Annotated in this window: 10 protein-coding genes, 2 tRNA genes and 2 rRNA genes; all 14 read left to right on the top strand. The window is 40.6% G+C overall.

All coding sequences use genetic code 11. The annotated features are described in order from the left end of the window. Window positions 1–45: 45 nt before the first annotated feature. Entirely contained in the window at window positions 46–615 is a 570-nt protein-coding gene (gene pth / locus P8P68_RS07105) for an aminoacyl-tRNA hydrolase (RefSeq protein ID WP_278275812.1), read from the top strand. Further along, the gene (gene mfd / locus P8P68_RS07100) at window positions 616–4,119 is read left to right on the top strand and encodes a transcription-repair coupling factor (protein WP_278275811.1); all 3,504 of its coding nucleotides are present in this window, start codon (window positions 616–618) and stop codon (window positions 4,117–4,119) included. A gap of 57 nt (window positions 4,120–4,176) precedes the next feature. Further along, window positions 4,177–4,443 carry an RNA-binding S4 domain-containing protein gene (locus tag P8P68_RS07095; RefSeq protein WP_278275810.1) on the top strand — a complete coding sequence of 89 codons (267 nt, stop codon included), beginning with the start codon at window positions 4,177–4,179 and terminating at the stop codon, window positions 4,441–4,443. Continuing rightward, window positions 4,436–4,804, top strand: a complete 369-nt coding sequence (locus P8P68_RS07090) for a septum formation initiator family protein (protein ID WP_000041922.1) — start codon at window positions 4,436–4,438, stop codon at window positions 4,802–4,804. Before P8P68_RS07095 ends, P8P68_RS07090 begins: the two co-directional genes overlap by 8 nt. A gap of 4 nt (window positions 4,805–4,808) precedes the next feature. Next, on the top strand, window positions 4,809–4,931 hold the full coding sequence (locus P8P68_RS07085) for an SP_0009 family protein (RefSeq protein ID WP_277619921.1): 123 nt from the start codon (window positions 4,809–4,811) through the stop codon (window positions 4,929–4,931). Next, on the top strand, window positions 4,924–6,192 hold the full coding sequence (locus tag P8P68_RS07080) for a class A beta-lactamase-related serine hydrolase (RefSeq protein ID WP_278275809.1): 1,269 nt from the start codon (window positions 4,924–4,926) through the stop codon (window positions 6,190–6,192). Before P8P68_RS07085 ends, P8P68_RS07080 begins: the two co-directional genes overlap by 8 nt. Further along, a complete protein-coding gene (gene tilS / locus P8P68_RS07075; protein WP_278275808.1) occupies window positions 6,189–7,466 on the top strand; it encodes a tRNA lysidine(34) synthetase TilS in 1,278 nt (425 codons plus the stop codon). Before P8P68_RS07080 ends, tilS begins: the two co-directional genes overlap by 4 nt. Before the next feature lie 4 nt (window positions 7,467–7,470). Further along, window positions 7,471–8,013: a hypoxanthine phosphoribosyltransferase gene (gene hpt / locus P8P68_RS07070; protein WP_268721524.1), complete on the top strand. Its 543-nt coding sequence runs from the start codon at window positions 7,471–7,473 to the stop codon at window positions 8,011–8,013. Between the two features lie 15 nt (window positions 8,014–8,028). Beyond that, window positions 8,029–9,987: an ATP-dependent zinc metalloprotease FtsH gene (ftsH, locus tag P8P68_RS07065; protein ID WP_084937447.1), complete on the top strand. Its 1,959-nt coding sequence runs from the start codon at window positions 8,029–8,031 to the stop codon at window positions 9,985–9,987. Between the two features lie 60 nt (window positions 9,988–10,047). After that, a complete protein-coding gene (locus tag P8P68_RS07060) occupies window positions 10,048–10,278 on the top strand; it encodes a tRNA (uracil-5-)-methyltransferase (RefSeq protein WP_084937446.1) in 231 nt (76 codons plus the stop codon). 67 nt (window positions 10,279–10,345) lie between these two features. Next, window positions 10,346–10,417: transfer RNA gene (locus tag P8P68_RS07055), tRNA-Glu, on the top strand. Between the two features lie 230 nt (window positions 10,418–10,647). Beyond that, window positions 10,648–12,195: ribosomal RNA gene (locus tag P8P68_RS07050) — 16S ribosomal RNA — on the top strand. Between the two features lie 51 nt (window positions 12,196–12,246). Next, window positions 12,247–12,319 (top strand) — tRNA-Ala (locus P8P68_RS07045). Window positions 12,320–12,441: 122 nt separating this feature from the next. Continuing rightward, window positions 12,442–15,344, top strand: a 23S ribosomal RNA gene (locus P8P68_RS07040). Together the 16S and 23S rRNA genes with 2 tRNA genes alongside form the textbook arrangement of a ribosomal RNA operon. Window positions 15,345–15,357: the final 13 nt, after the last annotated feature.

Here is a 15,357-nt window from a genome sequence, read left to right as displayed (position 1 = left end):
GTTGGAAAAAAATTCCAACCCTTTTGGCTTTTGAAAGGAAAATAAATGACTAAATTACTTGTTGGATTGGGAAATCCAGGGGATAAATATTTTGAAACCAAGCACAACGTTGGATTTATGTTGATTGACCAAATCGCCAAAAAACAAAATGTAACCTTTACACATGACAAGATATTTCAAGCTGATCTAGCATCTTTTTTCCTCAATGGAGAAAAAATTTATCTTGTCAAACCAACAACATTTATGAATGAAAGTGGAAAAGCAGTTCATGCTTTATTGACTTACTATGGTTTAGATATTGAAGATTTACTCGTTATTTACGACGATCTTGACATGGAAGTTGGAAAAATTCGTTTAAGAGCAAAAGGCTCAGCAGGTGGCCATAATGGCATCAAGTCTATTATTCAACATATTGGAACCCAAGTATTTAACCGTGTTAAAATAGGTATTGGAAGACCTAAAAAAAGCATGTCAGTTGTTCATCATGTTTTAAGTAAGTTTGATCAGGATGACTATGTGGGTATTTTACAGTCTATTGACAAGGTTGACGATGCTGTAAACTACTATTTACAAGAGAAAAACTTTGAGAAAACAATGCAGAGGTATAATGGTTAAATGGTGACTTTATTAGATTTATTCTCAGAAAATAATCAGATTAAAAAATGGCATCAAAATCTGATAGATAAGAAAAGACAACTAATACTAGGTCTGTCAACTTCTACCAAGGCTCTTGCAATTGCAAGTAGTCTAAAAAAAGAAAATAAGATTGTATTATTGACATCGACTTATGGAGAAGCAGAACGAATTATCAGTGATCTTCTTTCTATCTTAGGAGAGGAATTAGTCTATCCATTTTTGGTAGATGACTCTCCTATGGTAGAGTTTTTGATGTCTTCACAAGAAAAAATCATTTCGCGGGTTGAAGCCTTGCGTTTTTTGAGTGATCCGTCTAAGAAAGGGATTTTAGTTTGTAATATCGCAGCAAGTCGCTTGATTTTACCTTCTCCAACTGGGTTTAAAGAAAGTATTATAAGGATTGCAGTTGGCGAAGAATATGACCAACATGACCTTCTTCACAAATTAAAGGAAATTGGATATCGAAAAGTTACTCAAGTACAGATCCAAGGGGAATTTAGTATTCGAGGAGATATTTTAGATATTTTTGAGATGTCTCAGTTAGAACCTTTCCGAATCGAGTTTTTTGGTGATGAAGTAGATGGAATTCGGACTTTTGAAGTAGAAACACAACTATCAAAAGAAAATCAGACAGAACTCACTATCTTTCCAGCTAGTGATATACTTTTGAGAGAAAAGGATTATCAACGAGGTCAGTCAGCTTTAGAAAAGCAAATTTCGAAGACTCTATCGCCGATTTTGAAATCCTATCTAGAAGAAATTTTGTCAAGTTTTCATCAAAAACAAGTACATTCAGATAGTCGAAAGTTTTTATCTTTATGTTATGATAAAACATGGACTATATTTGATTATATTGAAAAAGATACACCAGTATTCTTTGATGATTATCAAAAATTGATGAATCAGTATGAAGCCTTTGAAAGAGAATTAGCGCAATACTTTACAGAAGATTTACAGAATGGTAAAGCATTTTCTGACATGCAGTATTTTGCAGATACAGAGCAAACCTATAAAAAACAAAGTCCAGTTACCTTTTTCTCAAATCTGCAAAAGGGTTTAGGAAATCTCAAGTTTGACCACATTTATCAATTTAATCAATACCCTATGCAGGAGTTTTTCAATCAGTTTTCTTTTCTTAAAGAAGAAATTAAGCGATACAAAAAAATGAACTACACCATTATTCTGCAGTCTAGCAATTCAATGGGAAGTAAAACATTGGAGGATGTTTTAGAGGAATATCAGATTAAATTGGATTCTAGAGATAAGTCAAGTATCTGTAAAAAATCTGTAAACTTGATTGAGGGTAATCTAAGACATGGTTTTCATTTTGTGGATGAGAAAATTCTCTTGATTACTGAACATGAGATTTTTCAAAAGAAATTAAAACGTCGTTTTAGAAGACAACATACATCAAATGCAGAGCGTTTAAAAGATTATAATGAACTTGAAAAAGGGGACTACGTTGTTCACCATATCCATGGAATTGGTCAATATCTAGGAATCGAAACAATTGAAATCCAAGGCATTCACCGTGATTATGTCAGTGTACAGTATCAAAATGGTGACCAAATCTCCATCCCAGTAGAGCAGATTCAATTACTGTCCAAATATGTTTCAAGTGATGGTAAAGCGCCAAAACTTAATAAATTAAATGATGGTCATTTTAAAAAGGCCAAGCAAAAAGTTAAGAACCAGGTAGAGGATATAGCTGACGATTTAATCAAACTCTATTCTGAACGTAGTCAGTTGAAGGGTTTTTCTTTTTCAGCTGATGATGATGATCAACATGCTTTTGATGATGCCTTCCCTTATGTTGAAACGGATGATCAACTTCGTAGTATTGAGGAAATCAAGAGAGATATGCAGGATTCTCATCCCATGGATCGACTTCTAGTTGGAGATGTTGGTTTTGGGAAGACTGAAGTTGCAATGCGTGCAGCCTTTAAGGCGGTCAATGATCATAAACAAGTTGTCGTTCTAGTTCCGACGACGGTTTTAGCGCAACAACACTATACAAATTTTAAAGAGAGATTCCAAAATTTTGCAGTTAATATTGATGTGTTGAGTCGCTTTAGAAGTAAAAAAGAGCAGGCAGAAACACTTGAAAAACTAAAGAATGGTCAAGTCGATATTTTGATTGGAACGCATCGTGTTTTGTCAAAAGATGTTGTGTTTTCAGATTTGGGATTGATGATTATTGATGAGGAACAACGATTCGGTGTTAAGCATAAGGAAACTTTGAAAGAACTGAAAAAACAAGTAGATGTTCTAACCTTGACAGCAACGCCAATCCCTCGTACTCTCCACATGTCTATGCTGGGAATTCGAGATTTGTCTGTTATTGAAACTCCTCCAACCAATCGCTATCCTGTTCAAACCTATGTATTAGAGAAGAATGATAGTGTCATTCGTGATGCTGTCTTGCGTGAAATGGAGCGTGGAGGTCAAGTTTACTATCTTTACAATAAAGTTGACACGATTGACCAGAAGGTTTCAGAATTACAGGAGTTGATTCCAGAGGCTTCGATTGGGTATGTTCATGGACAAATGAGTGAAATTCAGTTAGAAAATACTCTACTTGACTTTATTGAAGGTCAGTATGATATTTTGGTGACGACTACTATTATTGAGACAGGGGTAGATATTCCAAATGCCAATACCTTATTTATTGAAAATGCAGACCACATGGGCTTGTCAACCTTGTATCAATTAAGAGGAAGAGTCGGTCGTAGCAATCGTATTGCTTATGCCTATCTCATGTATCGTCCAGAAAAATCAATCAGTGAAGTCTCTGAGAAGAGATTAGAAGCGATTAAGGGATTTACAGAATTAGGCTCAGGATTTAAGATTGCGATGCGAGATCTTTCGATTCGGGGAGCAGGAAATCTCCTAGGAAAGTCCCAGTCTGGTTTCATTGATTCTGTTGGTTTTGAATTGTATTCGCAGTTACTAGAGGAAGCTATTGCTAAACGGAACGGCAATGGGAATAAAAGAAGCAAAGGAAATGCTGAGTTGATTTTACAAATTGACGCCTATCTTCCTGACACTTATATTTCTGACCAACGACATAAGATTGAAATTTACAAGAAAATTCGTCAAATTGACAATCGTGTCAACTATGAAGAACTACAAGAAGAATTGATGGATCGCTTTGGAGAATACCCAGACGTAGTGGCCTATCTTTTAGAGATTGGTTTGGTCAAGTCATATTTTGACAAGGTATTTGTAGAACGTGTGGAAAGAAAAGAAAATAAGATTACAGTTCAATTTGAAAAAGTCACTCAACGACTATTCTTGGCTCAAGATTATTTTAAAGCCTTATCCGCAACGAACTTAAAAGCATCCATAGCTGAGAATAAAGGATTAATGGAAGTTATATTTGATGTCCGAAACAAGAAGGATTATGAAATTTTAGAAGGTTTGCTGATTTTTGGAGAAAGTTTATTAGAGATAAAAGAATCAAAGGAAGCAAATCCCATTTAACATTTTTCTTCTATAAAAAGGATAAAAATGGTACAATAATAATTTGAGGTAATAAAAATGAGATTAGACAAATATTTAAAAGTATCACGAATTATTAAGCGCCGCACAGTCGCAAAAGAAGTAGCAGATAAAGGTAGAATCAAGGTGAATGGAATCGTGGCCAAAAGTTCAACGGATTTGAAAGTTGATGACCAAGTTGAAATTCGCTTTGGAAATAAGTTGTTGCTTGTTAAAGTACTAGAGATGAAAGATAGTACAAAAAAAGAAGATGCAGCAGGCATGTATGAAATTCTCAGTGAAACACGGGTAGAAGAAAATGTCTAAAAATATTGTACAGATGAATAATTCTTTTATTCAAAATGAACATCAACGTCGTCGTTACCTGATGAAGGAGAGACAAAAACGAAATCGTTTTATGGGTTGGGTCCTTATTTTGATGATCTTGTTGTTTATTTTACCAACTTATAACTTGGCCCAAAGCTATGATCAGTTACTGCAACGACGTCAGCAATTAACAGAGTTGAAAGAGCAGTACCAAACTCTTAGTGATGAAAAGGATAAGGAATCCGCCTTTGCTGCAAAGTTGAAAGATGAAGACTATGTAGCAAAGTATGCACGCGCCAAGTACTATTACTCAAAGAAACGAGAAGCAATTTACACAATTCCTGATTTGCTTCCGAGGTAATGTCATGGAAAATTTATTGGAAGTTGTTGAGCAATTTTTAAGTTTATCAGATGAAAAATTAGAGAAATTGGCAACTAAAAACCATTTATTACGATTACAAGAAGAAAGAGAAGAGAAGAATGCGTAAGTTCTTAGTAGTTTTATTGCTACCTGCTTTTATCATAACCTCAAGAGTAGTTAGCACAGAAAAACAGCTTCCTTACTCTTCACAAGAAATTTATTATCTAACCGAGTCTGATTATGGATTCTACTATAAAGAAACTCTGGAATCCCCAATGGTATATGGAGAAACAGCTGTCTATGCTAATGAGGATCTTGTCAAGGAGTCTGGTAAATTGACTCCTGGAACCACTTTTAAAATAGTAGAATGGCGTTTGAATAGACAAGGTGTTCCTGTTTTTAAATTAGATAATCACCAGTTTATCCTTGCAGATAAGCGGTTGGTCTATGATCAAAGTCAAGTTCAAACTCAAAATAGACAAGTATGGTTGGAGCAGGGGTTTGTTATCTATAACAGCCCTTATGACACTAAAGAAATTTCTTCATCCCTCTCTCCCTATCAACGCGTAACGGTGGATAGAGCTCTCTTTGCTGAGGGACAAGAATTTCTTCATATCAATCAAGTTGGGTGGGTATCAAAAGAGTTCACCTCAGAAGAAGACAATCGCATCCAGAAGGTTCAAGAAGTTTTATCAAACAACTATCAGAATGAAAATTATTCTATTTATGTTAAACAACTGAGTACAGGTAAAGAGGCTGGGGTGAATGAAGACAGCAAACTTTATGCAGCTAGCATCTTGAAACTAGCCTACCTTTATTACGCTCAAGATAAGATAAATCAAGGGGAATATACGCTAGACAGTAGCTTCAAGTATATCCCAGAAGTAAATAGTTTCCCTGGGTCCTATAAACCAGAGGGTAGTGGCAGCTTACCTAAAAAAGAAGATAACAAAGAATACAGTCTTCAACAGTTAATTACCAAGGTAACAAAAGAGTCTGACAATGTTGCTCATAATATTTTAGGTTATTACGTGACCAATCAATCTGACGGAGCTTTTAAAGAAAAAATGTCCACTATTATGGGTGAAGATTGGGATGTGAATGATAAACTGACTTCTTCAAAAATGGCTGGAAAGGTCATGGAAGCTATTTATAATCAGAATGGTTTTGTCCTAGAGTCTCTAGGTAAGACTGATTTTGACAACCAAAGAATCGCAAAAGGTGTTTCGGTTAAGGTAGCTCATAAAATTGGAGATGCCGATGAGTTTAAACATGACACTGCCATTGTCTATACGGACTCTCCTTTTGTTCTTTCTATTTTTACCAAAAATTCTGATTATGACACCATTACTAAGATAACTAAGGATGTCTATGAGGTTCTAAAATGAGGGACCAGGATTTTTTAAATCATTTTCTCCGAAAAGAGTATTTCAAAAAACATTCGAAAGTATTATTAGCTCTGTCTGGTGGACTGGATTCGATGTTTTTATACCATCTCTTGTCTACTTATCAAAATGAGTTGGGAATTGAGTTGATTGTAGCACATGTCAATCACAAGCAGAGAAGTGAGTCTGACTGGGAGGAAAATGAACTAAGGAAGTTAGCTGATGCAGCTGAACTTCCTATTTATATCACAAGCTTTTCAGGAGACTTTTCAGAAGCGCGTGCTCGAGAGTTTCGTTATGATTTTTTTAGGAAAATCATGAAAGAGGTTGGAGCGACTGCCTTGGTTACTGCCCACCATGCAGATGATCAAGTTGAAACGATTTTGATGCGCTTGATTCGAGGAAGTCGGTTACGCCATTTAACAGGGATAAAAGAAAGTCAAGTAGTTGATGATATTGAAATCATCCGTCCTTTGTTGCAATTTCATAAAAAGGATTTTTTACCAATTTTTCATTTCGAAGATCAAACAAATCTGGAAAATACCTATTTTCGCAATCGTATTCGGAATAGGTATTTACCAGAACTTGAAAAAGAAAATCCTCGTCTTAAATCCGCCCTTTTAGATTTAGGAAGGGAAATTTCAGATTACCAAGCAACAATAACGGAGCTTTCGAAACAAATTGATGTGGAAGATTTGAATGAGCTATTTTCATACTCTCAACAAACTCAAGGAATATTGCTCCAGAACTATCTTAATCAATTTCCAGACTTAAATCTGACAAAGGCTCAGTTTGCTGAAGTTCGACAGATTTTAACAACGAAAAGCCAGTATCGTCACTCATTGAAAAATGGTTATGAATTGATAAAAGAGTATCAGAATTTTCGAGTTTGCAAAATCAGTCCACAGGCTGATGAAAAGGAAGATGAACTTGTGTTACACTATCAAAATCAAGTTCGATATATGGGCTATTTATTTTCCTTTGGTATCCCTATTGAAGGGGATTTTGTTCAAAAAGTAACGGTTTCACGGGAAACATCTGTACATATTAGATGTCGAAAACCTGGCGACGTTATTATCCTAAATGGTCATCGAAAGAAACTGAGACGCTTATTTATAGATTTGAAAATCCCTATTGAAAAACGAAAAACAATCCCTATTATTGAGCAATTTGGAGAAATTGTCTCAATTTCAGGAATTGCGACCAGTGATTTGAGTAAAAACACGAAAAATGATATAATGAACACTGTACTTTATATAGAAAAAATAGATAGGTAAAAAGATGTTAGAACACGATATTAAAAAAATCCTCGTTTCACATGATGAAATTACAGAAGCAGCTAAAAAGCTAGGTGCGCAACTAACAAAAGAATATGAGGGGAACAATCCAATTCTTATTGGAATTCTGAAAGGATCGATTCCTTTTATGGCTGAATTGGTCAAACATATTGATACGCATATCGAGATGGACTTCATGATGGTATCTAGTTACCATGGTGGAACAGCAAGTAGTGGTGTCATCAATATCAAGCAAGACGTGACTCAAGATATCAAAGGAAGACATGTTTTATTTGTAGAGGATATCATTGATACAGGTCAAACTTTGAAGAGTTTGAGAGATATGTTTATTGCAAGAGAAGCAGCTTCTGTTAAAATCGCGACTTTGTTGGACAAACCAGAGGGACGCGTTGTTGAAATTGAAGCGGATTACACTTGCTTTACTATTCCAAATGAGTTTGTAGTAGGTTATGGTTTGGACTATAAAGAAAATTATCGTAACCTTCCTTATGTCGGAGTTTTGAAAGAAGAAGTTTATTCAAATTAGAAAGATCTATCTTTAATGAAAAAACAAAATAATGGTTTAGTTAGAAATCCATTTCTATACTTGTTAATTATCTTCTTCCTAGTGACAGGATTCCAGTATTTTTACTCTGGAAATACTGCTGGGCGAAGCGAAAAAATTAACTATACAGAATTGGTAAAAGAAATTACAGCAGACAATGTAAAAGAATTAACCTATCAGCCAAATGGCAGCATCATTGAAGTGTCTGGTGTTTATAAAAATCCTAAGACTAGTAAAGAAGAAACAGGAATTCAATTTTTCACTCCTACAGCTACAACAGTAGAAAGATTCTCAAGTACTATTCTTCCGTCTGATTCAACAGTTTCAGAATTGCAAAAACTTGCTTCTGAACATCAGGCAGAAGTAACAGTCAAACATGAGAGTTCAAGCGGTATGTGGATCAATATCCTTGTCTCTGTTGTGCCATTTGCTATTCTTTTCTTCTTCCTATTCTCTATGATGGGAAATATGGGAGGGAATAGTGGCCGAAATCCAATGAGTTTTGGACGTAGCAAGGCCAAAGCTGCAAACAAAGAAGATATCAAGGTACGATTCTCAGATGTTGCTGGTGCCGAGGAAGAAAAACAAGAATTAGTAGAAGTTGTTGAATTCCTAAAAGATCCAAAACGATTTACCAAACTTGGTGCGCGTATTCCTGCAGGTGTTCTTTTAGAGGGACCTCCGGGAACAGGTAAGACCTTACTTGCTAAGGCGGTTGCCGGAGAAGCAGGCGTTCCATTCTTTAGTATTTCAGGTTCTGATTTTGTAGAAATGTTTGTCGGAGTTGGTGCAAGTCGCGTTCGTTCTCTTTTTGAGGATGCAAAAAAAGCAGCGCCGGCCATCATCTTTATCGATGAAATTGATGCTGTTGGTCGCCAACGTGGTGTCGGCCTTGGTGGAGGAAATGATGAACGTGAACAAACCTTGAACCAACTCTTGATTGAGATGGATGGTTTTGAGGGAAATGAAGGGATCATTGTTATCGCTGCGACGAACCGTTCAGATGTTCTAGATCCAGCTCTTCTCCGTCCAGGACGTTTTGATAGAAAAGTCTTAGTTGGTCGCCCTGATGTTAAAGGTCGTGAAGCAATCTTGAAAGTTCACGCTAAAAATAAACCTCTGGCAGACGATGTTGATTTGAAACTAGTTGCCCAACAAACACCAGGTTTTGTGGGAGCCGACTTAGAAAATGTTCTAAACGAAGCAGCCTTAGTTGCTGCTCGTCGCAACAAATCAATCATTGATGCTTCAGATATTGATGAGGCAGAGGACAGAGTGATTGCTGGACCATCTAAGAAAGATAAAACAGTATCACAAAGAGAACGTGAATTAGTTGCTTATCACGAGGCTGGACATACCATTGTTGGTTTAGTACTGTCAAATGCCCGTGTTGTTCATAAAGTTACCATTGTACCACGTGGACGTGCAGGTGGTTACATGATTGCACTTCCTAAAGAGGATCAAATGCTTCTATCTAAAGAAGACATGAAAGAGCAATTGGCAGGTTTGATGGGTGGTCGTGTAGCTGAAGAGATTATCTTTAATGTCCAAACGACAGGAGCTTCAAATGACTTTGAACAAGCCACACAGATGGCCCGTGCAATGGTCACTGAATACGGTATGAGTGAAAAACTTGGCCCAGTTCAATACGAAGGTAATCATGCTATGTTTGGTGCACAAAGTCATCAGAAATCAATTTCAGAACAAACAGCCTATGAGATTGATGAGGAAGTTCGTTCATTATTAAATGAGGCACGAAACAAAGCTGCTGAAATTATCCAATCAAATCGTGAAACCCACAAACTGATTGCAGAAGCATTGTTGAAATACGAAACATTGGATAGTACTCAAATTAAATCTCTTTACGAAACAGGTAAAATGCCTGAGACCGTAGAAGAGGAATCCCATGCACTATCTTATGATGAAGTAAAATCAAAAATGAGTGAAGAAAAATAAATTTAGAGAGGTTCAACCTCTCTTTTTATGTTCTAATGTGACGGCTACCGAGCAGATGCCCTGATAGTCGACCCTCCTCGTACAGGCTTAGATGATAAGCTACTGGAAACCATACTGACCTATGTTCCAGAAAAAATGGTCTATGTATCCTGCAATGTTTCAACCTTGGCACGAGATTTAGTTAAACTAGTAAAAGTCTATGATCTCCAGTATATCCAGTCGGTAGATATGTTTCCTCACACTGCACGAACAGAAGCAGTAGTTAAGTTAGTGAAGAAAAGAAAAAATTAACTTCACTGAAAAAAGTCCTTGACAAAGGTAAAAAAGTAGGTATAATAGAAAGAGTTGAAAAGCTCAAGGTCCGTTGGTCAAGGGGTTAAGACACCGCCTTTTCACGGCGGTAACACGGGTTCGAATCCCGTACGGACTATGGGTGTATTGTGGTTAAAAAAACTTGAAAAAAGTTTAAAAAATCTGTTGACAGAGACAGATGGCTGTGATATACTAATATAGTTGTCGCTTGAGAGAGAATGAGTGACAAAGACCTTTGAAAACTGAACAAGACGAACCAATGTGCAGGGCACTATAACTGATGTTATAGTACTGAACAATGAAAAACAATAAATCTGTCAGTGACAGAAATGAGTGAGAACTCAAACTTTTAATGAGAGTTTGATCCTGGCTCAGGACGAACGCTGGCGGCGTGCCTAATACATGCAAGTAGAACGCTGAAGCTTGGTGCTTGCACCGAGCGGATGAGTTGCGAACGGGTGAGTAACGCGTAGGTAACCTGCCTGGTAGCGGGGGATAACTATTGGAAACGATAGCTAATACCGCATAAGAGTAGATGTTGCATGACATTTACTTAAAAGGTGCAATTGCATCACTACCAGATGGACCTGCGTTGTATTAGCTAGTTGGTGAGGTAACGGCTCACCAAGGCAACGATACATAGCCGACCTGAGAGGGTGATCGGCCACACTGGGACTGAGACACGGCCCAGACTCCTACGGGAGGCAGCAGTAGGGAATCTTCGGCAATGGACGGAAGTCTGACCGAGCAACGCCGCGTGAGTGAAGAAGGTTTTCGGATCGTAAAGCTCTGTTGTAAGAGAAGAACGAGTGTGAGAGTGGAAAGTTCACACTGTGACGGTATCTTACCAGAAAGGGACGGCTAACTACGTGCCAGCAGCCGCGGTAATACGTAGGTCCCGAGCGTTGTCCGGATTTATTGGGCGTAAAGCGAGCGCAGGCGGTTAGATAAGTCTGAAGTTAAAGGCTGTGGCTTAACCATAGTACGCTTTGGAAACTGTTTAACTTGAGTGCAAGAGGGGAGAGTGGAATTCCATGTGTAGCGGTGAAATGCGTAGATATATGGAGGAACACCGGTGGCGAAAGCGGCTCTCTGGCTTGTAACTGACGCTGAGGCTCGAAAGCGTGGGGAGCAAACAGGATTAGATACCCTGGTAGTCCACGCCGTAAACGATGAGTGCTAGGTGTTAGACCCTTTCCGGGGTTTAGTGCCGCAGCTAACGCATTAAGCACTCCGCCTGGGGAGTACGACCGCAAGGTTGAAACTCAAAGGAATTGACGGGGGCCCGCACAAGCGGTGGAGCATGTGGTTTAATTCGAAGCAACGCGAAGAACCTTACCAGGTCTTGACATCCCTCTGACCGCTCTAGAGATAGAGTTTTCCTTCGGGACAGAGGTGACAGGTGGTGCATGGTTGTCGTCAGCTCGTGTCGTGAGATGTTGGGTTAAGTCCCGCAACGAGCGCAACCCCTATTGTTAGTTGCCATCATTCAGTTGGGCACTCTAGCGAGACTGCCGGTAATAAACCGGAGGAAGGTGGGGATGACGTCAAATCATCATGCCCCTTATGACCTGGGCTACACACGTGCTACAATGGCTGGTACAACGAGTCGCAAGCCGGTGACGGCAAGCTAATCTCTTAAAGCCAGTCTCAGTTCGGATTGTAGGCTGCAACTCGCCTACATGAAGTCGGAATCGCTAGTAATCGCGGATCAGCACGCCGCGGTGAATACGTTCCCGGGCCTTGTACACACCGCCCGTCACACCACGAGAGTTTGTAACACCCGAAGTCGGTGAGGTAACCATTTGGAGCCAGCCGCCTAAGGTGGGATAGATGATTGGGGTGAAGTCGTAACAAGGTAGCCGTATCGGAAGGTGCGGCTGGATCACCTCCTTTCTAAGGATAAGGAACTGCACATTGGTCTTGTTTAGTCTTGAGAGGTCTTGTGGGGCCTTAGCTCAGCTGGGAGAGCGCCTGCTTTGCACGCAGGAGGTCAGCGGTTCGATCCCGCTAGGCTCCATTGGTGAGAGATCACCAAGTAATGCACATTGAAAATTGAATATCTATATCAAATAGTAACAAGAAAATAAACCGAAACGCTGTAGTATTAAAAGAGTTTATGACTGAAAGGTCAAAAAATAAGGTTAAGTTAATAAGGGCGCACGGTGGATGCCTTGGCACTAGGAGCCGAAGAAGGACGTGACAAACGACGATATGCCTTGGGTAGCTGTAAGTAAGCGATGATCCAGGGATTTCCGAATGGGGGAACCCAACAGGTACTACCTGTTACCCGCATCTGTTAAGGATGTGAGGAGGAAGACGCAGTGAACTGAAACATCTAAGTAGCTGCAGGAAGAGAAAGCAAAAGCGATTGCCTTAGTAGCGGCGAGCGAAACGGCAGGAGGGCAAACCGAAGAGTTTACTCTTCGGGGTTGTAGGACTGCAATATGGACTCAAAGATTATAGAAGAATGATTTGGGAAGATCAGCCAAAGAGAGTAATAGCCTCGTATTTAAAATAGTCTTTGTACCTAGCAGTATCCTGAGTACGGCGGGACACGAGAAATCCCGTCGGAATCTGGGAGGACCATCTCCCAACCCTAAATACTCCCTAGTGACCGATAGTGAACCAGTACCGTGAGGGAAAGGTGAAAAGCACCCCGGGAGGGGAGTGAAATAGAACCTGAAACCGTGTGCCTACAACAAGTTCGAGCCCGTTAATGGGTGAGAGCGTGCCTTTTGTAGAATGAACCGGCGAGTTACGATATGATGCGAGGTTAAGTTGAAGAGACGGAGCCGCAGGGAAACCGAGTCTGAATAGGGCGCCTTAGTATCATGTCGTAGACCCGAAACCATGTGACCTACCCATGAGCAGGTTGAAGGTGCGGTAAGACGCACTGGAGGACCGAACCAGGGCACGTTGAAAAGTGCTTGGATGACTTGTGGGTAGCGGAGAAATTCCAAACGAACTTGGAGATAGCTGGTTCTCTCCGAAATAGCTTTAGGGCTAGCGTCGACATCAAGATTCTTGGAGGTAGAGCACTGTTTGGGTGAGGGGTCCATCCCGGATTACCAATCTCAGATAAACTCCGAATGCCAATGAATTATGGTCGGCAGTCAGACTGCGAGTGCTAAGATCCGTAGTCGAAAGGGAAACAGCCCAGACCACCAGCTAAGGTCCCAAAATAATTGTTAAGTGGAAAAGGATGTGGGGTTGCACAGACAACTAGGATGTTAGCTTAGAAGCAGCTATTCATTCAAAGAGTGCGTAATAGCTCACTAGTCGAGTGACCCTGCGCCGAAAATGTACCGGGGCTAAAACAATTTACCGAAGCTGTGGATACCTTTATAGGTATGGTAGGAGAGCGTTCTATGTGTGAAGAAGGTATACCGTGAGGAGTGCTGGAACGCATAGAAGTGAGAATGCCGGTATGAGTAGCGAAAGACAGGTGAGAATCCTGTCCACCGTAAGACTAAGGTTTCCAGGGGAAGGCTCGTCCGCCCTGGGTTAGTCGGGACCTAAGGAGAGACCGAAAGGTGTATCCGATGGACAACAGGTTGATATTCCTGTACTAGAGTATGTAGTGATGGAGGGACGCAGTAGGCTAACTAAAGCAGACGAATGGAAGTGTCTGTCTAAGCAGTGAGGTGTGATATGAGTCAAATGCTTATATCTATAACATTGAGCTGTGATGGGGAGCGAAGTTTAGTAGCGAAGTTAGTGACGTCACACTGCCAAGAAAAGCTTCTAGCGTTTAAACATACTCTACCCGTACCGCAAACCGACACAGGTAGTCGAGGCGAGTAGCCTCAGGTGAGCGAGAGAACTCTCGTTAAGGAACTCGGCAAAATGACCCCGTAACTTCGGGAGAAGGGGTGCTGACTTTAGGTCAGCCGCAGTGAATAGGCCCAAGCAACTGTTTATCAAAAACACAGCTCTCTGCTAAATCGTAAGATGATGTATAGGGGGTGACGCCTGCCCGGTGCTGGAAGGTTAAGAGGAGTGCTTAGGAGTAATCCGAAGGTATGAATTGAAGCCCCAGTAAACGGCGGCCGTAACTATAACGGTCCTAAGGTAGCGAAATTCCTTGTCGGGTAAGTTCCGACCCGCACGAAAGGCGTAATGATTTGGGCACTGTCTCAACGAGAGACTCGGTGAAATTTTAGTACCTGTGAAGATGCAGGTTACCCGCGACAGGACGGAAAGACCCCATGGAGCTTTACTGCAGTTTGATATTGAGTGTCTGTACCACATGTACAGGATAGGTAGGAGTCTATGAGATCGGGACGCCAGTTTCGAAGGAGACGTTGTTGGGATACTACCCTTGTGTTATGGCCACTCTAACCCGGATAGGTTATCCCTATCGGAGACAGTGTCTGACGGGCAGTTTGACTGGGGCGGTCGCCTCCTAAAAGGTAACGGAGGCGCCCAAAGGTTCCCTCAGAATGGTTGGAAATCATTCGCAGAGTGTAAAGGTATAAGGGAGCTTGACTGCGAGAGCTACAACTCGAGCAGGGACGAAAGTCGGGCTTAGTGATCCGGTGGTTCCGTATGGAAGGGCCATCGCTCAACGGATAAAAGCTACCCTGGGGATAACAGGCTTATCTCCCCCAAGAGTTCACATCGACGGGGAGGTTTGGCACCTCGATGTCGGCTCGTCGCATCCTGGGGCTGTAGTCGGTCCCAAGGGTTGGGCTGTTCGCCCATTAAAGCGGCACGCGAGCTGGGTTCAGAACGTCGTGAGACAGTTCGGTCCCTATCCGTCGCGGGCGTAGGAAATTTGAGAGGATCTGCTCCTAGTACGAGAGGACCAGAGTGGACTTACCGCTGGTGTACCAGTTGTCTTGCCAAAGGCATCGCTGGGTAGCTATGTAGGGAAGGGATAAACGCTGAAAGCATCTAAGTGTGAAACCCACCTCAAGATGAGATTTCCCATGATTTTATATCAGTAAGAGCCCTGAGAGATGATCAGGTAGATAGGTTAGAAGTGGAAGTGTGGCGACACATGTAGCGGACTAATACTAATAGCTCGAGGACTTATCCAAAGTAACTGAGAAT

The sequence above is a fragment of the Streptococcus sp. D7B5 genome (assembly GCF_029691405.1).
In the GTDB taxonomy this organism is placed as follows: domain Bacteria; phylum Bacillota; class Bacilli; order Lactobacillales; family Streptococcaceae; genus Streptococcus.
Note: the sequence above shows the minus strand (reverse complement) of the source record. Positions and strands in the feature narration are given on the sequence as shown.